The organism is Streptomyces sp. NPDC085944 (assembly GCF_040686295.1).
GTDB classification, from domain to species: Bacteria; Actinomycetota; Actinomycetes; order Streptomycetales; family Streptomycetaceae; genus Streptomyces; species Streptomyces salinarius.
Window position 1 is genome coordinate 39,520 of the sequence record NZ_JBFBJX010000008.1, and the last position, 25,144, is coordinate 64,663.

Here is a 25,144-nt window from a genome sequence, read left to right on the forward strand (position 1 = left end):
TTCGTGCTGCGAGCAGCGCGCCTACGCCGGAACGCTGGCCACGCCCTGCGCCAGGAACCGCTTCCCGTTCACCCGCTCGGCGACGCCCTCGCGGTCCAGGTACGGCGTGATGCCGCCCAGGTGGAAGGGCCAGCCGGCGCCGGTGATCAGGCAGAGGTCGATGTCCTGGGCCTCGGCGACGACGCCCTCGTCGAGCATCAGGCCGATCTCCTGGGCCACCGCGTCCAGGACGCGGTCGCGGACCTGGTCCTCGGTGAGGACGGTGTCGCCCTGCTTCAGCAGCGCGGCGACCTCCGGGTCCAGCTCGGGCTTGCCGCTGTCGTAGACGTAGAAGCCGCGCTTGCCCGCCTCGACGACCGCCTTCAGGTTCGGGGAGACCGTGAAGCGCTCGGGGAAGGCGCGGTTGAGGGTCTCCGAGACGTGCAGGCCGATGGCCGGGCCGACCAGCTCCAGGAGGACCAGCGGGGACATCGGCAGACCGAGAGGCTCGACCGCCTTCTCCGCCACCGGCACGGGGGTGCCCTCGTCGATGACGTTCTGGATCTCGCCCATGAAGCGGGTCAGGATGCGGTTGACCACGAACGCCGGGGCGTCCTTGACCAGGACCGCGGTCTTCTTCAGCTTCTTGGCGACGCCGAACGCCGTGGCCAGCGAGGCCTCGTCGGTCTGCTCGCCGCGGACGATCTCCAGCAGCGGGAGGATCGCGACCGGGTTGAAGAAGTGGAAGCCGACGACCCGTTCGGGGTGCTTCAGCTTCGACGCCATCTCCGAGACGGAGAGGGAGGAGGTGTTCGTGGCCAGGATCGCGTGCGCGGGGGCCACCGCCTCGACCTCGGCGAAGACCTTCTGCTTGACGCTCATCTCCTCGAACACGGCCTCGATGACGAAGTCCGCGTCCGCGAAGCCCTCGGCCTTGTCCAGGACACCGGTGACCAGCGCCTTGAGGCGGTTCGCCTTGTCCTGGTTGATGCGGCCCTTGCCGAGCAGCTTGTCGATCTCGGCGTGGACGTAGCCCACACCCTTGTCGACGCGCTCCTGGTCGATGTCCGTGAGGACGACCGGGACCTCCAGGCGGCGCAGGAAGAGCAGGGCCAGCTGGCTGGCCATCAGGCCGGCGCCGACGACGCCCACCTTCGTGACCGGGCGGGCCAGCGACTTGTCGGGGGCGCCCGCCGGGCGCTTGCCGCGCTTCTGGACCAGGTTGAAGGCGTAGATGCCGGAGCGCAGTTCGCCGCCCATGATGAGGTCGGCGAGAGCCTGGTCCTCGGCGTCGTAGCCCTGCTGGAGGTCGCCGTTCTTGGCGGCGGCGATGATGTCCAGGGCGCGGTAGGCGGCCGGGGCGGCGCCGTGCACCTTGCCGTCGGCGATGAAGCGGCCCTTGGCGACGGCCTGGTCCCAGGCCTCGCCGCGGTCGATCAGCGGACGCTCGACGGTGATCTCGCCCTTGAGGACGGACGCCGTCCACAGCAGCGACTGCTCCAGGAAGTCGGCGCCCTCGAAGATCGCGTCGGCGATGCCGAGTTCGAAGACCTGCTTGCCCTTGAGCTGCTTGTTCTGGTTGAGGCTGTTCTCGATGACGACCGAGACGGCCTTGTCGGCGCCGATCAGGTTCGGCAGCAGGGTGCAGCCGCCCCAGCCGGGGACCAGGCCGAGGAAGACCTCGGGGAGGGAGAAGGCCGGGAGGGCCGCCGACACCGTGCGGTAGGTGCAGTGCAGGCCGATCTCCACGCCGCCGCCCATGGCCGCGCCGTTGTAGTACGCGAAGGACGGCACCGCGAGGTTCGCCAGGCGCTTGAGGACGTCGTGGCCGCCCTTGCCGATGGCCAGGGCGTCCTCGTGCCGCTTCAGCAGCTCGACGCCCTTGAGGTCGGCGCCGACCGCGAAGATGAACGGCTTGCCGGTGACGCCGACGCCGACGATGTCGCCGTCCGCGGCCTCCTTCTCGACCTGGTCGAGGGCGGCGTCGATGTTCGCCAGCGACTGCGGGCCGAGCGTGGTCGGCTTGGTGTGGTCGTGGCCGTTGTCCAGGGTGATGAGCGCGAAGCGCCCGGCTCCCAGGGGGAGGTCGAAGTGGCGCACGTGGGCGCTGGTGACGACCTCGCCGGGGAACAGCTCGGCCGCACCCTTCAGCAGCTCTGCGGTGGTGCTCACTTGTCCCCCTCGAAGTGCGGGTTCTCCCAGATGACCGTCGCGCCCATGCCGAAGCCGACGCACATGGTGGTCAGGCCGTAGCGGACGTTCGGCTGCTCCTCGAACTGGCGGGCCAGCTGCGTCATCAGGCGGACGCCCGAGGATGCCAGCGGGTGGCCGAAGGCGATGGCGCCGCCGTACTGGTTGACGCGTGCGTCGTCGTCGGCGATGCCGTAGTGCTCCAGGAACGCGAGGACCTGGACGGCGAAGGCCTCGTTGATCTCGAACAGGCCGATGTCGGAGATCGACAGGCCCGCCTGCGCGAGCGCCTTCTCCGTGGCCGGGATCGGGCCGTAGCCCATGACCTCCGGCTCGACGCCCGCGAAGGAGTACGCGACCAGGCGCATCTTCACGGGGAGGTTGTTCTCGCGGGCGAAGTCCTCGCTCGCGATGAGGGAGGCGGTCGCGCCGTCGTTCAGGCCGGCCGCGTTGCCCGCGGTGACCCGGCCGTGCACGCGGAACGGCGTCTTCAGGCCCGCCAGGTTCTCCAGCGTGGTGCCCGGACGCATCGGCTCGTCGGCGGTGACCAGGCCCCAGCCCGTCTCACCGGCCTCTTCGTTGGTGCGGCGCACCGAGATCGGCACCAGGTCGGCCTGGATCTGGCCGCCTGCGTACGCCTTGGCGGCCTTCTCCTGCGAGCGCACGGCGTACTCGTCGGCGCGCTGCTTGGTGATCGACGGGTAGCGGTCGTGCAGGTTCTCCGCCGTCATGCCCATGAACAGGGCGGACTCGTCGACCAGCTTCTCGCTGACGAAGCGCGGGTTCGGGTCGACGCCCTCGCCCATCGGGTGGCGGCCCATGTGCTCGACGCCGCCCGCGATCGCGACGTCGTACGCGCCGAAGGCGACCGAGCCGGCCACCGTGGTGACGGCGGTCAGGGCGCCGGCGCACATGCGGTCGATCGAGTAGCCCGGGACCGAGGTCGGCAGGCCCGCCAGGATGCCGGCGGTGCGGCCGATGGTCAGGCCCTGGTCACCGATCTGCGTGGTGGCGGCGACGGCGACCTCGTCGATCTTCTTCGGGTCGAGACCGGGGTTGCGGCGCAGCAGCTCCCGGATCGCCTTCACGACCAGGTCGTCGGCGCGGGTCTCGTGGTAGATGCCCTTCGGGCCCGCCTTGCCGAACGGGGTGCGGACGCCGTCGACGAAGACGACGTCCCTGACGGTACGAGGCACGATGGCTCTCCTCCAGGGTGCGGGATGGCACTGCTGCGGCACGCATGCACTGAGCGCGCGCTCAGCCCCATGCTACTTGTGGGTAACGTAGCTGCCCAGTCCCCCCGGCGGGAGCGGCGAAGGTCACACCGTCCGTCACACCACCGGAGCACCACTCAGGCGGACGTCGGGTCCGGCGTCCGGCCGGGCGTCCGGTTCGGGATCCGGCCGGACGTCCCGCTTCGGAATCCGGCCGGAATCCGACCTCGCGCCGTCTACGACGCCTCCTCGCTCAGCGCCGCCACCAGCACCGGTGTCACCTGCTCCACCTGCCAGGGACGGGCCCCGTGTCCGGCGAGGGCGGCGCTCACCGACTCGGCGTCGATCGTCGCGGGCGGCTGCCAGCAGACCCGGCGCACGGTGTCCGGCGTGATCAGGTTCTCCTGGGGCATGTTCAGCACCTCGGCCAGCGCCGTCACGCCGGCCCGTGCCGCGGTCAGCCGGGCCGCGGCCGCCGGGTCCTTGTCGGCCCAGGCCCGCGGCGGCGGGGGACCGGTCACCGGCTGGCCGGGCTGCGGCAGCTGCGACTCGGACAGCGCCCTGGCCCGGTCGACCGACGACTGCCACTGCTCCAGCTGCCGGCGGTTGACCCGCCCGAACCCGTTCAGCGCGGCCAGCGCGTGTGCGTTGGGCGGCAGGGCGAGCGCGGCCTCGACGATGGCCGCGTCGCCGAGCACCTTGCCGGGGGAGACGTCCCGGCGTTGCGCGATCCGGTCCCGGGCCTGCCACAGCTCCCGCACCACGGCGAGCTGTCGGCGCCTGCGCACCTTGTGCATGCCGGACGTACGGCGCCACGGATCCCTGCGCGGCTCGGGCGGCGGGGCCGACGCGATCGCGTCGAACTCCTGCCGGGCCCACTCCAGCTTGCCCTGACGGTCCAGCTCCTTCTCCAGGGCGTCCCGCAGGTCGACCAGCAGCTCCACGTCGAGCGCGGCGTAGCGCAGCCAGGGTTCGGGCAGCGGGCGCGTCGACCAGTCGACGGCCGAGTGGCCCTTCTCCAGGACGAAGCCCAGGACGTTCTCCACCATCGCGCCCAGGCCGACGCGCGGGAACCCGGCCAGCCGCCCGGCCAGCTCGGTGTCGAAGAGGCGGGTGGGCACCATCCCTATGTCGCGCAGGCACGGCAGGTCCTGGGTGGCCGCGTGCAGCACCCACTCCGCGTCGGCGATCGCCGCGCCGAGGCCGGACAGGTCGGGGCAGGCCACCGGGTCGATCAGCGCCGTCCCCGCGCCCTCGCGGCGCAGCTGCACCAGGTACGCGCGCTGCCCGTAGCGGTACCCGGAGGCGCGCTCGGCGTCGACGGCGACGGGGCCGCTCCCGGCGGCGAAGGCGGCGGTCACCTCGGCGAGGGTCTCCGCGTCGGCGATCACCGGCGGAATGCCCTCGCGTGGTTCGAGCAAGGGGATCGGCGCCCGGCTCACAGAAGATCCGGCGTCGTCCGGAGGGGCGCCTCCGGTGGTTCGCAGTGGACGGTCTGCTGCGGTTTCGTGGGCGTCGGTCACCTGTCAAGGGTATCGGTGGATCGACGGCGCCCGCCGACGGAACGTTCCGTCGGCGGGCGCCGGGGGGTCGTAAACCAGTCAGGTCAGTGAAAGATCGGCTTCACGGGGGCGTCGTCAGGGGAGCGGGGGTGGGGAGTGGGGAGTGGGAGATCGGGGCGGTCAGTGGATGATTCCCGTGCGCAGGGCCACCGCGACCATCCCGGCGCGGTCCCCGGTGCCGAGCTTGCGGGCGATGCGGGCCAGGTGGCTCTTGACGGTGAGGGCGGACAGGCCCATCGAGACGCCGATCGCCTTGTTCGACTGGCCCTCGGCGACCAGGCGGAGCACCTCCACCTCGCGGCCGGAGAGCTCGCGGTAGCCGCCCGGGTGGCTCGGGGCGCCCGGGGGGCGGCGGTGCAGGCGGGCGGCGGCGGCGCCGATGGGGGCGGCGCCCGGCCGGGTGGGGAGCCCGACGTTGGTACGGGTGCCGGTGACGACGTAGCCCTTGACGCCGCCGGCGAGTGCGTTGCGCACGGCGCCGATGTCGTCGGCCGCGGACAGGGCGAGCCCGTTGGGCCAGCCCGCGGCGCGGGTCTCCGACAGCAGGGTCAGGCCGGAGCCGTCGGGAAGGTGGACGTCGGCGACGCAGATGTCGCGGGGGTTGCCGATGCGGGGACGAGCCTCCGCGACGGACGAGGCCTCGATGACGTCGCGCACGCCGAGCGCCCACAGGTGGCGGGTGACGGTGGAACGGACGCGCTGATCGGCCACGACCACCATGGCGGTCGGCTTGTTCGGGCGGTAGGCGACCAGGCTTGCAGGCTGCTCGAGGAGAACGGACACCAGGCCTCCTGGGGGGCGGGGACGGGGCCGGCTCATGGGGGAAGCCGGGACGAACCGTGCTTTCAAGGTCACAGTCGTCTTCGGCACCGAAGGCGTCCGCCTTTAGAGAATGATCACGATCTGGTGAGTAACAATCCGAGCAATTCGGACACGCTGTCGATCATTCGAAGATCGAACGGTTTCACACTTTGTCGATAAGAGCCCGAAAGTTGTCGTATCGACAAAGTGACGGAACCTCCTCCGGGCGTGCGGGTCCCACGCCCGGAAACAAGTGACGAGGGTTGGTGGGGTCAGCGTGACTGCGGGCCGCGCCGCTGCGGCAGCGTCACGACCGAGGCGTCGCCCGGCGCGGCCGGCGGCAGGCCCGCGACCTGGGCCAGCAGGTCGCACCACGAGGAGAGGTGCGCCGCCGTGTCCGGGACGCCGCCCAGGGACTCGCGCGGCGTCCAGGACGCCCGGATCTCGATCTGCGAGGCGGACGGCCGGGCCGAGAGCCCTCCGAAGTAGTGGGAACTCGCACGGGTGACCGTGCCGCTGGGCTCGCCGTACGTCAGCCCGCGCGCCTGGAGCGCGCCGGTCAGCCAGGACCAGCACACGTCCGGCAGCAGCGGGTCCGCCGCCATCTCCGGTTCCAGCTCGGCCCGCACCAGCGTCACCAGCCGGAAGGTCCCGTGCCAGGCCTCGTGTCCGGCCGGTTCGTGCAGCAGCACCAGCCGCCCGTCCGCCAGCTCCTCGTCGCCGTCGACGACCGCGGCCTCCAGCGCGTAGGCGTGCGGGGCGAGCCGCTGCGGGGCGCGGGTGGCCTCCACCTCGATCTGCGGCCGCAGCCGCGCGGCCCGCAGCGCCTCCACGGCGGCCGTGAAGGCCGGCGGCACCGTACTCCCGCCGCCCGCGCCACTGCCGGTGCTTGCGTTGCTCCCGCCGCTTCCGTCGCTTCCGTTGTGATTCCCTTTGTGCCGGGCCTCTTCCTCGGTCCCCTTCGCGTCGTCCATTCCGCCAGCGCCGTCCGACAGTCGTCCCTGAGCCGCAGCCATGCGGGGAACATTAAGCGGAACGGCGGCCCGGTGCAGGGAGGGACACCCGCGTGCGGGCGCGATGTCCGGATCACGCGGCCCCCCAGGGGCGCGCGGGAGCCGCCCCACCCGTGGTCCGGTGCCGTTGTGGGGGCATGCGAGACTTGCCGGTGTGAGTGCCAACCAGAGCCCCGCGGGCCAGCCGCCGACCGCCACGTACGACTCCGCGTTCCTGAAGGCGTGCAGGCGTGAGCCGGTGCCGCACACGCCCGTGTGGTTCATGCGGCAGGCCGGGCGCTCGCTGCCGGAGTACCTGAAGGTGCGCGAGGGCGTCCCGATGCTCGACTCCTGCATGCGGCCGGAACTGGTCGCCGAGATCACCCTCCAGCCGGTGCGCCGGCACGGCGTGGACGCGGCGATCTACTTCAGCGACATCGTGGTCCCGCTCAAGGCCATCGGCATCGACCTCGACATCAAGCCGGGCGTCGGTCCGGTCATCGCCGAGCCGATCCGTACCCGCGCGGACCTGGCGCGGCTGCGCGACCTCACCCCCGAGGACGTCACCTACGTCACCGAGGCCTTCGGTCTGCTCACCCGCGAGCTCGGCGCCACCCCGCTGATCGGCTTCGCCGGCGCGCCGTTCACCCTCGCCAGCTATCTCGTGGAGGGCGGCCCGTCCCGCAACCACGAGCACACCAAGGCCCTGATGTACGGCGATCCGCAGCTGTGGGCCGACCTCCTGGACCGGCTCGCCGGCATCACGGCGGCCTTCCTCAAGGTGCAGATCGAGGCGGGCGCGAGCGCGGTCCAGCTCTTCGACTCCTGGGTCGGCGCGCTGTCCCCGGCGGACTACCGCCGCTCGGTGCTGCCCGCCTCCCGCAAGGTCTTCGACGCCGTTGCCGGGTACGGCGTGCCGCGCATCCACTTCGGTGTCGGCACCGGCGAGCTGCTGCGCCTCCTCGGTGAGGCGGGCGCGGACGTCGTCGGCGTCGACTGGCGCGTCCCGCTGGACGAGGCGGCCCGCCGCGTCGGCCCGGGCAAGGCGCTCCAGGGCAACCTGGACCCGGCCGTCCTCTTCGCCGGCCGGGAGGCGGTCGAGACCAAGACCCGCGAGATCCTGGAGGCGGCGGCGGGGCTCGAGGGCCACGTCTTCAACCTCGGCCACGGCGTCCTGCCGGCCACCGCCCCGGACGCGCTGACCCGCCTCGTGGAGTACGTCCACACCCAGACCGCGCGCTGACGCCCGCTCCGCACAGCGGGCTGCGCCCCCGACCGCCCGCTGTGCGCCGAGCCCGTCGCCCCGCGCGGTACGACGGGCGACCGGCATGCCCCTGGGGCGCTGTTCGGCTCGGGTGCGGGCTGACAGGCGCCTTGGGCATGGGCGGACAGGCCGTCCCGCGCCGGTGTCACGATCCGCCGGGCCGGCGCGCGACCGGCGGCCGAGGGCGTGGCCCACGGCCCTGGGGCGACGCCGACCGCGCGTCGAGCCCGCGAGCGGTACTCCACCGCGGTGGACCGTGCGCACGGTGGACGCTGAGTTCGGAGGGCGGAGGAACGACCAAGGGGCGTCATGGCGCCCTGCGCCTCCTCGCCTCGCCCTCCCTCTCGTAGCCTCGCGGGATGTCCGTGCCGCGACACGCTTCCGGGCGGCGACGGGTTTCCGGGCCGCCCCGGGCTGCTGGGCGCGGCCCCCGCTCAGCCCGCCGACGTCGTCGTCAGGATCTCCGCCGCGGCCACCCCCGAGGCCGCGCTCGCGCCGTGGGTGAAGATCTGGGCGGCCGCGGTGGCGGCGGTGCCCGGCAGGCCCATCTCCACGACGATCGCGTCCGGGCGGGCGGCGGTCAGGCCGGTCACGGCACGGCTCATCCACGCGTGCCGGGCCACGTCGCGGGCGACGATCACCAGCGGGCGCCCCGCCGCCGGTTCGAGTGCGCATCGCTCCAGCGCCACCGTCCCCTCCTCCAGCTCCTGCCCGCGCACCCGCACCGAGGTCGTACCGGGCAGCCGTTCCCGCAGCGGGCCGGCCACGCCCCACGGGGTCTCCTTGCCGATGGCCATGTTGGTCACCGGTGCCAGCTCGACCACGTGCGGGGCTGCCGTCAGCGGCAGGGCGGCCCGCGCGGCGCCGGTGAGGCGCACGGCCCGGCGCGCGGCGATGTGCCCGATGCCGTCCCCGGCCGTCGTCCCGGCGTCCCCGGCCGCCCGCAGCCCGGCCGACCAGCGGGCGAACTCCCGTACCCGGTCCGCCGCCCCGGCCAGCCGCTCCTCGGACAGCTCCCCGCCCGTCACCGCGGTGGTCAGCGCCTTGACCAGCAGCGCGACGGTGGCCTCGTCGGCGCTCTCGCCGCCCACGCAGACGGCGTCCACCCCGGCGGCGACGGCCTTCACCGTGGCACCGTCGATGCCGTGGCGGCGCGTGACCGCGCCCATCTCGATGGCGTCGCTGACGATCAGGCCGTCGAAGCCCAACTCCTCGCGCAGCAGGCCGTGCAGGATCCGACGGCTCAGCGTGGCCGGGAGGTCGGGGTCGTAGGCCGGGACCAGCAGGTGGCCGCTCATGACCGCGCGCACGCCGGCCGCGACGGCGGCCCGGAACGGGGGCAGCGCCTGGGCGGCGATCTCCTCCCGCCCGGCGGGGTAGGAGGGCAGGTCGTGGTGGGAGTCGACGGCGACGTCCCCGTGGCCGGGGAAGTGCTTGGCGCAGGCGGCGACGCCGGACGACTGGAGCCCGCGGATCCATGCGGAGGTGTGGCGGGAGACCACGCCGGGGTCCGAGCCGAAGGAGCGCACGCCGATGATCGGGTTGTCCGGGTTGGAGTTGACGTCCGCGCTCGGCGCGTAGTCGAGGCTCACCCCGGCGGCGCGCAGCTGCCGGCCGAGGTCGGCGGCGACCGCCTCGGTCAGCGTCGGGTCGTCGACGGTGCCGAGGGCGAAGTTGCCCGGCCGGGACGAGCCGGTGGCGGACTCGATGCGGGTGACGTCGCCCGCCTCCTCGTCGATCGCGACGATCAGGTCGGGGTTCTCGGCGCGGAGCCGGCCGGTCAGCCGGGCCACCTGCTCGGTGGAGACGATGTTGCGGGAGAAGAGCACGACGGAGGCCAGTCCGTCGCCGATGTCGCGCAGGATCCAGTCGGGGGCCTCGGTGCCCACGAAACCCGGCTGCAGGACGGAGAGCGCGAGCCGACGCAACGCGCTGCTGTGCTTGCTTGAGGACATCGGCCGCGCCTTTCGGGTGGTTTCTTGGTATAGACCAAGAGGGTGCGCGTTCAGGTTAACCAGACGTGTCAAGGGCACCTGGAAGCGAACTCGGAAGTAACAAATTGCCTAGTCCGGAGGGGTGTTGACACCTTCCCTTGGTCTAGTCCATTGTGAGGCGCAAGTTCGGCGAGGGGCTGCTGAGACTCCTGTTTCCGCGCCGGACACCAGCCGCGGCCGGACTGCGCAGACCGCTGTCGTGGCGACGACTTCCGTGACGACCACCCCGGACGAGACGACCATTCCGGACGGGTGCGCGGGCCGGGACACCACCCCGTCCGAGCCGCCCCGTCGCCCCGCTCCCGCCCCGTGCCGCGAGCGGGCTCCCGCTGCCACCACCGACCTCAGGTGCGACGGCCGACCACCGTCGCACGCACCGCCGTTGCCCGCACGGGGCGACGGCGAGGATCTGGAGCACCACATGGCGACGCCTGATTCCTACCTCCACCGAGCCCCGTCCGACCTGCCCTACTTCAGTGCGGACGCCGACACCTACCTGGCCCGCACCCAGTTGCGAGACCTCCGCAAGACACGCCCGCTGCGGGTGCTGTCCGAGGAGGACTTCGCCCACTGGCAGACGTACGGCTACGTCGTCGTCAAGGAGGCCATACCCGCCGACTCCGCGCGTCGGCTGCTCGACTTCGCCTGGGAGTTCCAGGGGCTCGACCCCGAACGCCCCGACACCTGGTACCAGGACCGCGAGTACCGCTCCGACCTCGACCGCGAGCTGCACATCTACGGCTTCGTCGAGGCCTACCACCACCAGCTCATCTGGGACAGCCGCCAGACGCGGCGCGTCTACGACGCCTTCGTCGACGTGTGGGACTGCGAGGAGCTGTGGGTCACCCTGGACCGGCTCAACCTCAACCCGCCCAACGTCGGCAACCGCGACCGCGCGCTCATCGACAAGCCCGAACGCGGCTTCGACATCGAACTGCACTGGGACGTCGACACCTCCCAGGGCGTCCTGCCGCAACGCGTCCAGGGCATCATCGCGCTCAACGACACCAAGCCCGACCACGGCGGCTTCCAGTGCTGCCCCGAGCTGTTCCGCCGCTTCGACCGCTGGAAGGCGCTCCAGCCCGACGACCGGGATCCCATCCGGCCCGCGATCGACCGCGAGGACATGCCCGTCGTACGGCCCGACCTGGAGGCCGGCGACCTGCTCATCTGGAACGGCCTGCTGGCCCACGGCGTCGCACCCAACGTCTCCGGCGAAGGCGTCCGCGCGGTCCAGTACCTGTCCATGATGCCCGCCCTGGAGAGCCACCGCAGCCTGCGCGACTCCCGCGTCGACTCCTGGCGCACCCTCGCCACCCCCGACTGGAACGCCACCCTCCTCGGCGACGCCCACCGGCACGAGTCGGAGCGCTACGGCTCCGCCGAACTGACCGAGCTCGGCGCCAAGTTGCTGGGCCTCACGTCCTGGCACGCGGACGCCGCACCCGACGGCGGCGACACGGACGAGGCGACCGACGAGGCCACCGGGGACGCCGCATGCGCCGTATCTGCCTGACCCTCCCCACCAACCGGCACTGCCCGGAGACGATCACGGCCCTCGGCGAGGAAGCCGCCTACGCCGCCGACCACTTCGACATCGATGTCCACCTCCTCGTCCTCGACTCCTGCCCGCCCGAGGACCGCACCGCCCACGCCGACGCCCTGCGGCGCCTGCCCGACCACCCCCGGATCACCACCCACCACCTCGACGAGGCCGCCCAGCGCGACTTCCTCACCCGGGTGACGGCACGCTCCGGCAGCGCCAAGCCCGAACTGCTCCTCGATCTGATGCTCCCCGACGGGCTCTCCTACGGCGCCTGCACCAACCGCGCCTTCCTGATCGCGGCCGCGCTCGGCTGCGACTCCGTCCACCGCCGGGACTCCGACAGCCGCTACCAGAGCGTGGACGGCCGTACGGTCTTCCCCGTCCACCACGAGCTGCTGTCCCTCGGCGCACGCGCCGCCGACGCCGTGGCCGGTGTCACGGAGTCGACGCTGCCGGAGCACCTGATGGAGCGGCGGGTCGCCATGGTCGGCAGCTCCTTCGTGGGCGAACTCTCCGTCGACATCGCCCGCATACGGGACGCCGACCCCGACGTCTACCGCGACGTCGTCTCCCTCTGGGCGCCCGAGCACTGGTCCGCCGAACAAAAGCGCGAGCTGGTCGAGGAGTCGTTCACCGGCGCCGGCACCGAACCCTTCACGGCCGACCACGCGACGCTGACGGTGGTCGACCCGATGCGCGTGGACATGTGCAACATCGCCTTCCACGCCGCGACGGTCACCGAACGCGTGCCGCTGCCGCCCGCCCGCGACACCATCGGCAGCGACTACTTCCTCATCCACCTCGTGCACGACGCGCGGCTGCCCGGCGTGCTGCACAACCGCAACATCGTCAACTACTACACCGGCGAACGCCGAACGGGACCCGGCTTCCTGGCCTACCAGACCCGATTCGCCAAGTTCCTGCTGTCGATGCTCTACTTCCACCACGTCTACGACCGCATGGCCGAGGCGGGCGACTGCCTGCTGGACGAGCACGGCCGGGCCCGCCCCGGCGCCGTCGCCGCCCTGGCCCGCGAGAGCACCGGCCTCGACCCCGCCGAGAACGTCCGCAGACTCGACGCCCTCGACACCGCCTACCGACGGCTCGGCGGCGCATACACCGACGTCGCCGACCACCTGGCCGGCCGCCGCGCCCGCCTCCTCGACGAGGCACGCGACGACATGGCGGACTTCGCCCTGCTCACCGAGGCGTGGGAGAGCATGGTGACCGCCGCCGGGGCCACCTCGCTCACTCCGTCCACGGGACAGCCGCGGTGAGCGCGGAGAGCGCGGTGACGGGCGCGGGCCTCAGCGAGCCCCTGGCCGCCGCCCTCGCCGCCGCCACCGAGGACCGGCTCGTCTACGACCTGGCCGGCATCGAAGCGCGCTACGACACCCTGCGTCGCGAACTACCCGGCGTACAGGTGCGGTTCGCGATGAAGGCCTGCCCGCTCGACCAGGTCCTGACCGCCCTGGCCCGCCGGGGCGCCGGTGCGGACGCGGCCAGTCCCGGCGAGGTCGAACAGGCGCTGCGGGCCGGGACACCGGTCGGCCGCGTGCACTACGGCAACACCGTCAAGTCCGACCGGAACATCGCCGAGGCGTACCGGCTCGGCGTGCGCACCTTCGCCACCGACAGCGTCCAGGACGTGGCCGCCCTCGCCGAACACGCCCCCGGCGCCCGCGTGTTCTGCCGGTTGGCGACCGGCGGCGCGGGCGCCGTGTGGGGGCTGAGCAACAAGTTCGGCTGCCCGCCCGGCGACGCCGTCCGCGTGCTGGAGGAGGCCCGCGACGCCGGGCTCGTGCCTGCGGGCCTGTCCGTGCACGTCGGCTCCCAGCAGCTGACGGGGGAGGCCTGGCACGCCGCCGCCGAGGACCTGGGCGACGTGCTGCGCGCCCTCGGCCGGCGCGGCATCCGCGTCGACCACGTCAACCTCGGCGGCGGCCTGCCCGCCCTCGGCTACCGCGACCGGCGCGGCACCCCTCTCGACCCGCCGTTGGACAAGATCTTCGCGGTGATCCGGGAGGGCATGGACGAGCTGCGCCGGATCCACGGCGGCCCCCTGGACTTCGTCGTCGAACCCGGCCGCCACCTCGTCGCCGACCACGGCGCGATCCGCGCCCACGTCACCCGCCTCACCGAACGGCGGACGGCGGGCGGCGAACGGCAGCACTGGCTGTACCTGAGCTGCGGCAAGTTCAACGGCCTGTACGAGATGGACGCCCTGCAGTACCGGCTGGTCTTCCCGGGCCACCACCCCGACGGCCCGCACGTCCCCGCCGTCGTCGCCGGACCCACCTGCGACAGCGACGACGCCTACTCCCACGAGGAGGCACTGGTCCCGGTGCCCGCGACGCTGGCCTCCGGCGACCCGGTCTGGGTGCTGTCCTGCGGCGCCTACGCGACCAGCTACACGACCCTGGGCTTCAACGGCTTCGCCCCGCTCCCGCACGCCTGGGCGGACCGCCCGGAGGGGACCGGCGCCGATGACTGACCCCGTGCGCGTACGCCCCCTCGCCGACGGCGACTGGGACGCGGTCGTGACGCTGGAGCGGGACGCCTACACCGGCCTCGGCCTGTCGGAGGGCCGCGCCGCGCTGCAGTCCAGGGCAGCGGTGTCGCCGGACACCTGCTTCGTCGTGGACGTCGGCGCCCGTACGGCCGGCTACATGCTGGCGCTGCCGTATCCGCCGCACCGCTACCCGGACCTGGCGCGGCCGGAGGGGCCGCCGGAGGGACCGCCCGCAGAGACGTCCGCCTTCCCGCCGGGCAATCTCCACCTCCACGACATCGTCGTCGCCCCGGGCCTGCGGCGCAGGGGACTCGCCCGACACCTCCTGCACCACCTCACCGGCACCGCCCGGGCCCGCGGGGACCAGCGGATCTCCCTGGTCGCCGTGGGCGGCACCGAGCCGTTCTGGTCGGCGCGCGGCTTCGTGCCCGAGCCGGGGGTGGTGCCCGGCGACGCGTACGGCGGCGGCGCCGTCTACATGTCCAAACCGGTGGCGGCCGTCCGGCAGACCCGTGCCCGCCCGTCCCTCTCCCCGCCCGCACCCACCCTGCGCGAAGTGAGCTGATTGCGCGTGTCCCGACTCCACGATCCCTTCCTGCGCGGCCAGTTGGCGATCGCCGCGCTGTTCCTGTCCCTCGGCTTCCAGTACGCCACCTGGGCCGCGCGCATCCCCGCGGTCAAGGCCGACCTGGACCTGAGCGCGGCCCAGGTGGGGGTGCTCCTGATGGCCGCGGGGGTCGGCGCGGCGGTGTCCTTCCCGGCGGTCGCCTGGCTGATGCGCCGCATGGGCTCGCGCCGGCTCGCGCTGCTGTCCCAACTGGGCCTGGCCCTGCTGCTGCTCGCCCTGGCGGCGGCCCCCGACTACCCCGTGGCCCTGCTGGTGATGTGCGCCGACGGCGTCCTCGTCGGCTGCCTGAACGTGGCCATGAACGCGCAGGGAGCGGCCCTGGAGGCACGGCACGAACGCAACACGATGGCGAGGCTGCACGCCGTCTTCAGCGGCGGCTCCCTGCTGGCGGCCCTGCTCGCCTCCGGCATGACCGCCGCCACCGAATCGGTCACCGCGCACTTCGCGGTCGCCGTCGCCCTGCTCGTCGTACTGGCCGCCACGGCACGCACCGGACTCCTCGACGAGGAGACCGACTCCGACGGCACGGACCCGGCCCCCGCCAAGACCCCCGCCGAGCCGAAGCCCGAACGGCGCCGCTGGAGCATCCCCTCCCGCCTGACCCTGTGGATGTGCTGCGCCATGGTCTTCGGCACGGTCGCCGAGGGCGCCATGAACGACTGGTCCGCCCTCTACCTCAGGGACATCGCCAAGGCGTCGGCGGAACTCGCCCCGCTCGGCATCGCCGTGGTGGCCGGGATGATGGTCGTCGCCCGCCTCTTCGCCGACGGCTGGCGCAGCCGCTGGGGCGACGGACGGGTCGTCCTCCTGGGCAGCGCCGTGGCCGGCACCGGGCTCGCCGTCGCGCTGGTCAGCGGCGGCGTCGCACCGGCCCTGGCCGGCTTCGCCTGCATGGGCCTGGGCATCGCCGCCGTGACCCCCTGCGTCTACGCCGCCGCCGCCCGGCAGGGCTCGGACGCGCTGACGCTGGTCGCCGCCATGGGCACCACGGGACTGCTGGCCGGCCCGCCCCTCATCGGCTTCATCGCCGGCGCGAGCGACCTGGCCTGGGGCATGGGCGCCGTGGCCGCCTCGGCGGGCGCCGTCGCGCTGTGCAGCACCCGCATCCGCTGGACCGCCCCGGCCCCCGTCGCGCGGAGCGAGGCGACCCCGGCCTGACCGCACGCGGCCCGCCGTGGCCGCCGCTCACCACCCGGGCCGCGCCCGTCTGCCGAACAGCAGCCCGCGCGGCTCCGGCGGAGGCGGCGTGCCCCGCCTGAGCGGCCAGGCGATCAGCATGCCGACGACGAAGCCGACGACGTGGGCCACGTACGCCACGGTGCCCGCGTCGGAGACGGCCCCGCCGGAGGAGTAGACCGCCTGGAGCCCGAACCAGAAGCCCAGCACCAGCCAGGCCGGCAACCGCAGCGGCAGGAAGATGAGGAAGGGGACCAGCACCCAGACGCGGGCCCTCGGATACAGCACCAGATAGGCGCCGAGCACCCCGGCGATCGCGCCCGACGCGCCGATCAGCGGGGCGCCCGAGTCGGCGTTGAGCAGGGCGAAGCCGTAGGTGGCCGCGTAGCCGCAGACGCCGTAGAAGAGCAGGAAGGGGAGGTGGCCCATCCGGTCCTCGACGTTGTTGCCGAAGATCCACAGGAACAGCATGTTGCCCAGCAGGTGCAGCCAGCCGCCGTGCAGGAACATCGCCGTCAGGACACTCAGCTCCGGCGACTTGTCGTAGTCCGGCGGCGCGACCACGCAGCCCGGCCCCTGGGGGCCGACCCCGACGGCGCCGGTGGGCACCAGGCGTGGCATCCGGTGCTGGAGCAGCTCCTGCGGCACCGCCGCCCAGTGGTCCAGGAACGCCTGGAGGTCGCACAACTGCGCCAGGCTGCCGTCGCCCGTCGCCGACCCGGTGATGCCGGGGGTGAACAGGAACACCAGGACGTTCGCGAGGATCAGGGCGTACGTCACCCACGGGGTGCGGCGCGCCGGGTTCACGTCATGGACGGGGATGACCACGAGTCACTACTGCCCGCCCCGCGGACGGTGAATCGGCTCGCCGCGTTGAACGCCCCCGTCCGTGTGTACGTATGCCCTCTCAACCGCCCGCGACCCGGGGAAGGCGGGGCGCGGGGACGACGTGAGGATCAGGCGATGAACGAACGGGTCACACCGGCTCCGGCGCTGCACGCCCTGCCCGACGGCGAGGCCGAGGTCGCCCTCGTGCTGCGGCTGCCCTGGGAGGACGTCGCCCGGCTCGGCCAGGAGGCGGGACGGCTGGCCGCGCAGACGCAGCGGCCGGTGACACTGGACGAGGCGGTGAGTCACCGGCTGCGCTCCGCGCGGGCCGCGTCCCATGCCAGGCCGGCCGGTGAGCAGCCGCCCGCGGTGAGCGCCCCGGTGCCGGCGACCGGCCCGGCCTCCGTGTCCTCCCTGCCGTCCCGGCCCCCGGCCGAGCAGGCACGGCAGGCCATCGACCGCATCAACGGAACGGCGTAGGGCCCGGCGCCCCGCTCGGCGTCGCCGCCGCAACGGCGTGGAGTCCCGGGCCCCCGCCCGGCCTCGTCGCTCAGCGCTGCTGCTCGACCGCCCGCACCGCCTTGCGGGCGGCCACCAGCACCGGGTCCCACACCGGGGAGAAGGGCGGCGCGTAGCCCAGGTCCAGGGCGGTCATCTGCTCGACCGTCATCCCGGCCGTGAGGGCCACCGCGGCGATGTCGACGCGCTTGCCCGCGCCCTCACGGCCGACGATCTGCACGCCCAGCAGCCGCCCGGTGCGCCGCTCCGCCAGCATCTTCACCGTCATGGGGGAGGCGTTCGGGTAGTAGCCCGCGCGGCTGGTGGACTCGATGGTCGCCGTCACGAACCGCAGCCCCGCCCGCAGCGCGTCCTTCTCCCTCAGGCCGGTCCGCGCGATCTCCAGATCGCACACCTTGCTGACCGCCGTGCCGACCACGCCCGGGAAGGTGGCGTAGCCGCCGCCCACGTTGGTGCCGATGACCTGCCCGTGCTTGTTGGCGTGGGTACCCAGCGGAATGTGCCGCTCCTGTCCGGAGACCAGGTCGAGCACCTCCACGCAGTCGCCGCCCGCCCAGATGTTCTCGTGGCCGCGCACCCGCATCGCCAGGTCGGTCAGCAGCCCCCCGTGCGCGCCGAGCGGCAGCCCCGCGGCCCGGGCGAGCCCCGTCTCCGGACGTACGCCGATGCCGAGCACCACCACGTCCGCCGGGAACTCGGCGTCCTCCGTGGCCACCGCACGGACCCGGCCGTCGTTTCCGGTCAGCACCTTGGTGACCTCGGCGCCGTTCACCATGGTGATGCCGAGGCCCTCCATCGCCGTGTGCACCATGCGGCCCATGTCGGGGTCGAGCGTCGCCATCGGCTCCCGGCCCCGGTTGACGACCGTCACCTCGTAACCGCGGTTGATCAGCGCCTCGGCCATCTCCACGCCGATGTACCCGGCGCCGACGACCACCGCGCGACGGCCACGCGTGCGTGCCAGCGTGTCGAGCAGCGCCTGCCCGTCGTCCAGCGTCTGCACCCCGTGCACACCGGGCGCGTCGACGCCCGGCAGCTCCGGCCGGATCGGCCGCGCCCCCGTCCCGATCACCAGCTTGTCGTACGAAGTCCAGGACTCGGCGCCGGAGTCGACGTCACGCGCGCGTACCCGCCCGCCGGCCACGTCGATCTCCGTGACCTCGGTGCGCGTCCTGAGGTCGATGTCCCGGGCGCGGTGCTCCTCGGGCGTGCGGGCGATCAGCGCGTCCCGGTCGGCCACGTCGCCGCCGACCCAGTACGGGATGCCGCACGCCGAGAACGAGCTGAAGTGCCCGCGCTCGAACGCCACGATCTCCAGTTCGTCCGGTCCCTTCATCCGACGCGCCTGCGACGCCGCGGACATCCCCGCGGCGTCGCCGCCGATGACGACCAGTCGTTCCCTCGTACCGCCCGCGCTGCCCGTGCTCGTGCCCGTGCTCATGCTCATGCTCATGCGAACACGCTACGGGGGCGGGGGATTTCAGTCCTGCTCGCCGGGCTCCTCGCCGTGCGGCGCCTCCGCCCGCGGCGCCACGGGTGCCGGGGCCACCGCCGGACGGTGCGGCAGCCGGGGGCGTACGACCCGCAGCCACAGCAGCGCGAGCAGCGCCGCCACCGCCGCGAACGGCAGTACCGCGCCGAGCACCACCGCCAGCCAGCGCAGCATCGTCATGAAGGCGTCCCAGCCGCCTGCCAGCGCGTCCACGAACCCGGGGTCCTCGTCCTCCTTCTTCTTCTCCACATGCCTCACCGGCGTCTCCGACAGGGAGAGGGTGATGGTGGCCAGGCTCGTGCGGTCCTTCAGCGCCGCCTGCCGGGCGAGCAGCGCCTCCAGCTCCGCCTGACGCGTGCTCAGTTCGCCCTCCAGGGTCACCACGTCGTCCAGCTCCGTCGCCCGGTCCATCAGCCCGCGGACGCGGGCCACGCTGGCGCGCTGCGACTTCACGCGGCTGTCCACGTCCACCACCTGGTCGGTGACGTCCTCGGCCTTCGCCTTGCGGCTGAGCAGCTTCCCGGCGCCCTCCAGTTCGTCCAGGACGTCCTCGTAGCGCTCCACGGGCACGCGCAGCGTCACCTCGGTCCGCTCGTGGCCCTCCGCGTCCCGGGTGGTGCTCTCGTCACCGAGGTAACCGCCCGCGTTCTCGGTCGCGGTGCGGGCCGCGTCGAGCGCCTTGGGCGTGTCCTCGACCTGCACGCTCAGCGAGACGGTGCGGATGATGTGGGTCGGGGCGAGCTTCGGCGGCGCGCTCGCCCGGGCGTTGTCGCCCCCGGCCTCACCGGCGGCGCCCGCCCGGCCGTCGGCCTTGGACCCGGCTCCCTGCGAGCCCTGCTGCGGCGCGGCCGCCTCGGCCTTGCCGCCCGCGTCGGAGCCGGCGTCCGAGGCGCTGCAGCCGGTGAGGGCGAGCGCCGTGACCAGCAGCAGGCCGGCCCACGCACGCGGAGGTGGGGCAGCTCTCCGGGCCGCCGCTCGTCGTGTCGTCGCTCGTCGTGCCTGCATCGTGGGTCCCCCCAGGGCTGAGTCGGGCTTGATGCCTCTACGACGCGGGCGGGGGCGCACACGACGGCTCGGAACGGTTCCGAAGCGATCACGGTCCGGACTCGCGGGGTTGAGACGGAGGGCGTACGTATTTCCGGACGTGGGGACGTGGGGACGCGGGGACGCGGGGCGGGCGGGTGCGGGCACGGGGTCGGGTGAAGGCACGCGCCGCGGGCCGGCGTGGGGCTGGACGGCGGGACCGTCGCCGGGGCGGATGGCGCGACGCGCGCCGGGGTGGGACGTCGGCGGCGGGCGGGTGCGTGGGAGGGGCGGGGCGTGCGGGTCTGGTGCCGGGGGTGTCTGGTCCGGGTGGGGCGTGGGGTTGGAGGTGCGGGCGGATGGTGGGGCGCGTTCCGGGGCCGTTCGGGGCGGGTGTGGGGCGGCTGGATGTCAGGGCGGATGTCGGCGGGCGGCGGGCGGCGGGCGGCGGGTGGTGGGTGCGTGGGACGGGCGGGGCCTGTGGGCCCGGTGTCGGGGTCGTCCGGCCCCGGGGCGGTGTCGGTGGTGTCTGAGACGCTGGGGGCATGAGCGCAAGTGAGACCCCGGCGGGTGAGTTCCCCCCGGAACAGGGGCCCGGACACGTAGTCGTCGTAGGAGCCGGCATCGCCGGACTGGCCGCCGCCCACCGCCTCCTGGAGGGCGGCGCCAGGGTGACCGTCCTGGAGGCGTCCGACCGCGTCGGAGGCAAGCTGCTGCCCGGCGAGGTCGCCGGCGTACGCGTCGACCTCGGCGCCGAGTCGATGCTGGCCCGCCGCCCCGAGGCCGTCGGTCTGGCCCGCGCCGCCGGACTCGCCGGCCGTCTGCAGCCGCCGTCCACCGCGACGGCCTCCCTGTGGACCCGCGGCGCCCTGCGCCCCATGCCCAAGGGCCACGTCATGGGCGTCCCCGGCACCGCCGCCGCCCTGTCCGGCGTGCTCTCCGAGGAGGGCCTCGCCCGTATCGAGCGCGACGCCGAGCTGCCCCGCACCGAGGTCGGCGACGACGTGGCCGTGGGGGAATACGTTGCCGCGCGCCTGGGCCGCGAGGTCGTCGACCGCCTCGTCGAGCCGCTGCTGGGCGGCGTCTACGCGGGCGACGCCTACCGCATCTCGCTCCGCTCGGCCGTGCCCCAGCTCTTCGAGGCCGCCCGCACCCACACCTCCCTCACCGAGGCGGTGCGCGCCCTCCAGGGCCGCACGGCCACCTCACCGCCGAGCGGCCCGGTGTTCATGGGCATCGAGGGCGGCATCGGCACCCTCCCGCCCGCCGTCGCCGACTCGGTCCGCGCGCACGGCGGCGAGATCCTCACGCAGGCGCCCGTCACCGAGCTGCGCCGCACCGCCTTTGACGGCTGGCGGATCGTCGCCGGCGGCCGGGAGCTGCACGCCGACGCGGTCGTCGTCGCCGTCCCGGCCGGGCCCGCCGCCGAGCTGTTGCGCGCCGAGGCGCCCGCCGCCGCGGCCGAGCTGTCGGCCGTGGAGTACGCCTCGATGGCCCTGATCACCCTCGCCTACCGCCGCGCCGACGCCGCCGCGCTCCCCGAGGGCAGCGGCTTCCTCGTGCCGCCGGTCGACGGGCACACCATCAAGGCGTCCACCTTCGCCTCCCGCAAGTGGGGCTGGATCGCCGAGGAGGACCCGGACCTGGTGGTCCTGCGCACCTCGGTGGGCCGGTACGGCGACTCGGAGATCCTCGGCCGCGACGACGCGGGCCTCGTCGCCGTCTCCCGGCACGACCTCGCGGAGGCCACCGGCCTGACCGCCGAGCCCGTCGCCACCAGCGTCACCCGTTGGCAGGACGGCCTGCCGCAGTACCCGGTCGGCCACCACGCGCGCGTGGCTCGCATCCGCGAGCACGTCGCGAAACTCCCGGGCCTCGCGGTGTGCGGCGCGGCCTACGACGGCGTCGGCATCCCGGCGAGCATCGCGAGCGCGTACGCCGCCGTCGACCAGATCCGGGGCGACCTGCGCGGTGTGGAGGAGCTCACGGCCCACCCGGTGCAGAGCCTGCACGGCGGAGCGGGAGAATAGGGCCATGAGTGACGACGCCTCCACCCCCGCCGCCGAGCGGATCCCGAACAAGGGCAAGCTGGCCAAGGACCTCAACGAGGTCATCCGCTACACCCTCTGGTCCGTCTTCAAGCTCAAGGACACCCTCCCCGAGGACCGCGCCGGGTACGCCGACGAGGTCCAGGAGCTGTTCGACCAGCTCGCCGCGAAGGACGTGACGATCCGCGGCACCTACGACCTGTCCGGGCTGCGCGCGGACGCCGACCTGATGATCTGGTGGCACGCCGAGACCGCCGACCAGCTCCAGGAGGCGTACAACCTCTTCCGCCGCACGAAGCTCGGCCGTGCGCTGGAGCCGGTCTGGTCGAACATGGCGCTGCACCGCCCCGCCGAGTTCAACCGCTCGCACATCCCGGCCTTCCTGGCCGACGAGACGCCGCGCAACTACATCAGCGTCTACCCGTTCGTGCGCTCCTACGACTGGTACCTGCTGCCCGACGAGGACCGCCGCCGCATGCTCGCCGACCACGGCAAGATGGCCCGCGGCTACCCGGACGTGCGCGCCAACACGGTCGCCTCCTTCTCGCTGGGCGACTACGAGTGGATCCTCGCCTTCGAGGCCGACGAGCTGCACCGCATCGTCGACCTCATGCGCCACCTCCGCGGCTCCGAGGCGCGTCGCCACGTCCGCGAGGAGATCCCGTTCTACACGGGTCGTCGGAAGGACATCGGCGAGTTGGTCGCGGGGCTCGCCTGATCAGTGGGCGTGGTTGCGGTCGGCCGGGGGTCCGGGGGTTGTCCCCGGGGGTGCGGCACGGGTCGTCGGAAGGACATCGGCGAGTTGGTCGCCGGGCTCGCGCAGTCAGGCCTTCGGTGCCGCGGCCTGCCTCGGCTCCGGTTCCGGGCGCGGGGCGCAGGACGTGTCCCGCGCCGGGAGGCGGCCCTCCAGGAGGTACGCCTCCAGGTGGCCGTTGACGCAGGCGTTCGGGCCGGCGGCGATGCCGTGCGTCCCGGCGTCCCGCTCGGTCACCAGCACCGAGCCCGACAGCCGCCGCCGCAGCTCCAGCGCACCCCCGTACGGCGTCGCCGCGTCCCGTTCGGCGGCCAGGATCAGCGTCGGCGGCAGCTCACCCGGCGCGGTGCGCACGTCGAGCGGCTGCTGCCGGGGAGCCTGCCAGTAGGCACACGGCAGGTTCGTCCACACGTTGTCCCAGGTCTCGAACGGCGCCCGGCGGGCCAGCCGCGTGTTGTCCCGGTCCCAGACCTCGAAGTCGGCCGGCCAGGGCGCGTCGTTGCACTCGACGGCCGTGTACACGGCGTTGGAGTTCTCCGCCGCGACCGCGCCCTCCTCGGTCCGCGTCCCCGCCTGGTCGATCAGCGGCTGCGGATCGCCCTTCAGATACGCCGACAGCGCCTCGGCGCGGTGCGGCCAGTAGTCGTCGTAGTACCCGGCCTTCAGCATCGCGCCCTGCAACTGCGCGGGCCCCACCGTCCCGCCCGCGGGTTCCGCCGCCAGCCGCGCGCTCGCCTCCTCGTAACTGTCCTGCACCTTCCTTGCCGTGTCCCCGAGCCCGTACACGGCGTCGTGCTCGGCGACCCACTCCTTGAAGTCGTCCCAGCGGTCCTCGAACGCCTCCGACTGGTCGAGGTTGTTGCGGTACCAGATCTGCTCCGGGTCCGGGTCGACCACCGCGTCGAACACCATCCGGCGTACGTGCGAGGGGAACAGCTCGGCGTACAGCGCCCCGAGGTAGGTGCCGTACGACGCGCCCATGAAGGTGAGCCGCCGCTCGCCCAGCGCGGCGCGGACGACCTCCAGGTCCCGGGCGTTGTTGAGCGAGTGGTAGTGCCGCAGCGCCTCCCCGCCCCGTTCCGCGCAGTCGCGCGCGTACGCCTCGGCCTCGGCGGCGCGTTGCTCCTTGTACGCGTCCGAGGGCTGCGTCGGGGCGGGCCGCGGTCCCTTGAAGAAGTCCCCGGGGTCCTGGCAGGACAGCGGCGCCGAGGGCGCGACGCCGCGCGGGGCGTAGCCGACGAGGTCGTAGGCGGCGGCGATGCGCTTCCACTCGGGCACCATGCCCACGAGGGGGAAGTAGAGCCCGGAGGCGCCGGGGCCGCCCGGGTTGTAGAGGAGGGCACCCCGGCCGGGCACTTTCCGTCCGCCGTCGTCCGGGTCCTGGTGGGTGGCCCGCACCCTGCTCACGGTCAGCTCGATCCGCTTCCCGTCGGGGTGCGCGTAGTCCAGGGGCACGGTGACCGTGCCGCAGCGCATGCTGTCCGGCAGTTCCTCCGCCCCCGGGCACGCCCCGAACTCGATCCCGGCCGCCGCCGCGCGCCGGGCGGCCACGGCGGTGCCGTGCGCCTCGGTGGCCCCGGGCCCGGCCGCGGGCTCCGCCTGGGCCGGTGCGACGGCGAGAGTGGTGAGCAGCAAGGACCCGGCGGCCGAGTAGAGGGCGGCAGCTCGCATCGCGTATCCCTTCGGTGCACGGTGTGACACAAGGGATGTTTGGTGCGGCGGCCGGGCGGGGCAAGCACCGCCCGCGGGTGTCGGCGCCGAGTGCCCCCGTACGCCCCCGGCGGGTCAGGCCCGGCGCTCCCAGTGGTCCACGGCGTACTTCTCGCGGTGGGCGAAGGCCGCGCGCAGGTCCGGTTCGCCGACCGCGTGGACACCCCGTACGGCGACCGAGGTGAGGAAGGTCCGGTCGTCCCCCCTGCCGTCGGCCTGCCGGACGAGGGCGCCGACCAGCCGTTGCCCGGCGGGGGAGGCCCACCGGGCGTACGGGTGGATCTCCACGCGCGTGATGGCCAGGCACCCGAGCGTCAGGGTGAGCGGCAGCGCGAACCAGAGGGCGATGAGCAGGCGCGGCTCGGTGGCGGGCAGCGGCAGCGCCAGGGCGACCAGGCCGAGCCCGCACACGGTCACCGCGGCGACCCGCACCCGCCGCACCCCGGCCGCGACGCCACCGGCACCGCCGTCGGGCGCGGCGAGGCCCGCCCCGACCAGCCGGTCGGCCAGAGTCCGTACCGCGTCCGCGGCGGCCGCGGCGGCCCGCACCGGCGCTATCCGGGACTGCCCCCCGGGCCCTATCGCCCCTATGACCGAACGCTCCATGTCGTCCCGGCCGCACGGGTCCACCACCGTCGCCCAGCCGGTGTGCGCGAGCAGCAGCCGCCGCTGACGCGCCATGGAGACCAGCGTCAGGTCGGCCACCCGTCGCGGGCCGCCGGACAGGAACGCCGCCTCGTACAGCGTCAGCGTGTGCTCACGGACGACGGCGTGCGGGTCGACGGCCGCCGCGCGCACGGCGGCCAGGCACAGCCGCAGACACGCGAGGCAGGCGACGGCCCAGGCCGACAGGAGGAAAAGGACCCAGAACATGCCGTACTTCTATGCCAAAGGCTTTCGCCGACGCCATGC

The 25,144-nt window shown here is 73.7% G+C and carries 20 protein-coding genes; 9 read left to right on the plus strand and 11 right to left on the minus strand.

Annotated elements, in window-relative coordinates; translation table 11 throughout:
* Positions 1 to 21 precede the first annotated feature (21 nt).
* From AB0P07_RS17475 to AB0P07_RS17495, 5 genes are all read right to left on the minus strand, one after another.
* The gene (locus AB0P07_RS17475; protein WP_365551359.1) at positions 22 to 2,151 is read right to left on the minus strand and encodes a 3-hydroxyacyl-CoA dehydrogenase NAD-binding domain-containing protein; all 2,130 of its coding nucleotides are present in this window, start codon (positions 2,149 to 2,151) and stop codon (positions 22 to 24) included.
* The gene (locus tag AB0P07_RS17480) at positions 2,148 to 3,365 is read right to left on the minus strand and encodes an acetyl-CoA C-acyltransferase (RefSeq protein ID WP_365551361.1); all 1,218 of its coding nucleotides are present in this window, start codon (positions 3,363 to 3,365) and stop codon (positions 2,148 to 2,150) included. The genes AB0P07_RS17475 and AB0P07_RS17480 overlap by 4 nt, the downstream gene beginning before the upstream one ends.
* 254 nt (positions 3,366 to 3,619) lie before the next feature.
* The gene (locus AB0P07_RS17485; RefSeq protein ID WP_365551364.1) at positions 3,620 to 4,906 is read right to left on the minus strand and encodes a ribonuclease D; all 1,287 of its coding nucleotides are present in this window, start codon (positions 4,904 to 4,906) and stop codon (positions 3,620 to 3,622) included.
* Between the two features lie 159 nt (positions 4,907 to 5,065).
* A complete protein-coding gene (locus tag AB0P07_RS17490; RefSeq protein WP_365551367.1) occupies positions 5,066 to 5,728 on the minus strand; it encodes a response regulator transcription factor in 663 nt (220 codons plus the stop codon).
* Between the two features lie 290 nt (positions 5,729 to 6,018).
* Complete coding sequence (locus tag AB0P07_RS17495) at positions 6,019 to 6,762, minus strand: DUF3000 domain-containing protein (RefSeq protein ID WP_365551370.1); 744 nt, start codon at positions 6,760 to 6,762, stop codon at positions 6,019 to 6,021.
* 151 nt (positions 6,763 to 6,913) lie between these two features.
* Between AB0P07_RS17495 and hemE the strand changes: the two genes are divergently transcribed.
* Positions 6,914 to 7,981, plus strand: a complete 1,068-nt coding sequence (gene hemE, locus AB0P07_RS17500) for a uroporphyrinogen decarboxylase (RefSeq protein ID WP_365551372.1) — start codon at positions 6,914 to 6,916, stop codon at positions 7,979 to 7,981.
* A 455-nt stretch (positions 7,982 to 8,436) separates the two neighbouring features.
* Here hemE and AB0P07_RS17505 read toward each other — a convergent pair whose 3' ends face one another.
* Entirely contained in the window at positions 8,437 to 9,957 is a 1,521-nt protein-coding gene (locus AB0P07_RS17505) for a glycoside hydrolase family 3 N-terminal domain-containing protein (protein ID WP_365551375.1), read from the minus strand.
* Between the two features lie 460 nt (positions 9,958 to 10,417).
* Here AB0P07_RS17505 and AB0P07_RS17510 point away from each other — a divergent pair, with 460 nt between their 5' ends.
* From AB0P07_RS17510 to AB0P07_RS17530, 5 genes are read left to right on the plus strand one after another with little or no spacing between them, the layout of a single operon-like run.
* Positions 10,418 to 11,512, plus strand: coding sequence for a phytanoyl-CoA dioxygenase family protein (locus AB0P07_RS17510; protein WP_365552015.1), 1,095 nt, complete (start codon positions 10,418 to 10,420; stop codon positions 11,510 to 11,512).
* The gene (locus tag AB0P07_RS17515; protein ID WP_365551378.1) at positions 11,494 to 12,819 is read left to right on the plus strand and encodes a DUF6271 family protein; all 1,326 of its coding nucleotides are present in this window, start codon (positions 11,494 to 11,496) and stop codon (positions 12,817 to 12,819) included. The genes AB0P07_RS17510 and AB0P07_RS17515 overlap by 19 nt, the downstream gene beginning before the upstream one ends.
* A complete protein-coding gene (locus AB0P07_RS17520; protein ID WP_365551381.1) occupies positions 12,816 to 14,036 on the plus strand; it encodes a type III PLP-dependent enzyme in 1,221 nt (406 codons plus the stop codon). The genes AB0P07_RS17515 and AB0P07_RS17520 overlap by 4 nt, the downstream gene beginning before the upstream one ends.
* Positions 14,029 to 14,619 carry a GNAT family N-acetyltransferase gene (locus AB0P07_RS17525; RefSeq protein WP_365551384.1) on the plus strand — a complete coding sequence of 197 codons (591 nt, stop codon included), beginning with the start codon at positions 14,029 to 14,031 and terminating at the stop codon, positions 14,617 to 14,619. The genes AB0P07_RS17520 and AB0P07_RS17525 overlap by 8 nt, the downstream gene beginning before the upstream one ends.
* A gap of 6 nt (positions 14,620 to 14,625) precedes the next feature.
* On the plus strand, positions 14,626 to 15,840 hold the full coding sequence (locus AB0P07_RS17530) for an MFS transporter (protein ID WP_365551387.1): 1,215 nt from the start codon (positions 14,626 to 14,628) through the stop codon (positions 15,838 to 15,840).
* Positions 15,841 to 15,867: 27 nt separating this feature from the next.
* Here the strand turns inward: AB0P07_RS17530 and AB0P07_RS17535 are convergent, their stop codons facing one another.
* Positions 15,868 to 16,686, minus strand: a complete 819-nt coding sequence (locus AB0P07_RS17535) for a rhomboid family intramembrane serine protease (protein ID WP_365551390.1) — start codon at positions 16,684 to 16,686, stop codon at positions 15,868 to 15,870.
* A 135-nt stretch (positions 16,687 to 16,821) separates the two neighbouring features.
* On the opposite strand from AB0P07_RS17535, the gene AB0P07_RS17540 reads away from it, so the two are divergent.
* Positions 16,822 to 17,166, plus strand: a complete 345-nt coding sequence (locus tag AB0P07_RS17540; protein ID WP_061441992.1) for a hypothetical protein — start codon at positions 16,822 to 16,824, stop codon at positions 17,164 to 17,166.
* Between the two features lie 70 nt (positions 17,167 to 17,236).
* Here the strand turns inward: AB0P07_RS17540 and AB0P07_RS17545 are convergent, their stop codons facing one another.
* Both AB0P07_RS17545 and AB0P07_RS17550 read right to left on the minus strand, forming a co-directional pair.
* Positions 17,237 to 18,652, minus strand: a complete 1,416-nt coding sequence (locus AB0P07_RS17545) for an FAD-dependent oxidoreductase (protein ID WP_365552017.1) — start codon at positions 18,650 to 18,652, stop codon at positions 17,237 to 17,239.
* Between the two features lie 33 nt (positions 18,653 to 18,685).
* Positions 18,686 to 19,702 carry a DUF4349 domain-containing protein gene (locus AB0P07_RS17550; RefSeq protein WP_365551393.1) on the minus strand — a complete coding sequence of 339 codons (1,017 nt, stop codon included), beginning with the start codon at positions 19,700 to 19,702 and terminating at the stop codon, positions 18,686 to 18,688.
* Between the two features lie 563 nt (positions 19,703 to 20,265).
* On the opposite strand from AB0P07_RS17550, the gene hemG reads away from it, so the two are divergent.
* Both hemG and hemQ read left to right on the plus strand, forming a co-directional pair.
* On the plus strand, positions 20,266 to 21,750 hold the full coding sequence (gene hemG, locus AB0P07_RS17555) for a protoporphyrinogen oxidase (RefSeq protein WP_365551396.1): 1,485 nt from the start codon (positions 20,266 to 20,268) through the stop codon (positions 21,748 to 21,750).
* Positions 21,751 to 21,754: 4 nt separating this feature from the next.
* On the plus strand, positions 21,755 to 22,486 hold the full coding sequence (hemQ, locus tag AB0P07_RS17560; protein ID WP_003972879.1) for a hydrogen peroxide-dependent heme synthase: 732 nt from the start codon (positions 21,755 to 21,757) through the stop codon (positions 22,484 to 22,486).
* A 105-nt stretch (positions 22,487 to 22,591) separates the two neighbouring features.
* Here the strand turns inward: hemQ and AB0P07_RS17565 are convergent, their stop codons facing one another.
* Together AB0P07_RS17565 and AB0P07_RS17570 are read right to left on the minus strand one after the other, a co-directional pair.
* Positions 22,592 to 24,193: an alpha/beta hydrolase gene (locus AB0P07_RS17565; RefSeq protein ID WP_365551400.1), complete on the minus strand. Its 1,602-nt coding sequence runs from the start codon at positions 24,191 to 24,193 to the stop codon at positions 22,592 to 22,594.
* A gap of 114 nt (positions 24,194 to 24,307) precedes the next feature.
* Positions 24,308 to 25,105: a TIGR04222 domain-containing membrane protein gene (locus AB0P07_RS17570; protein ID WP_365551403.1), complete on the minus strand. Its 798-nt coding sequence runs from the start codon at positions 25,103 to 25,105 to the stop codon at positions 24,308 to 24,310.
* Between the last annotated feature and the right edge of the window lie 39 nt (positions 25,106 to 25,144).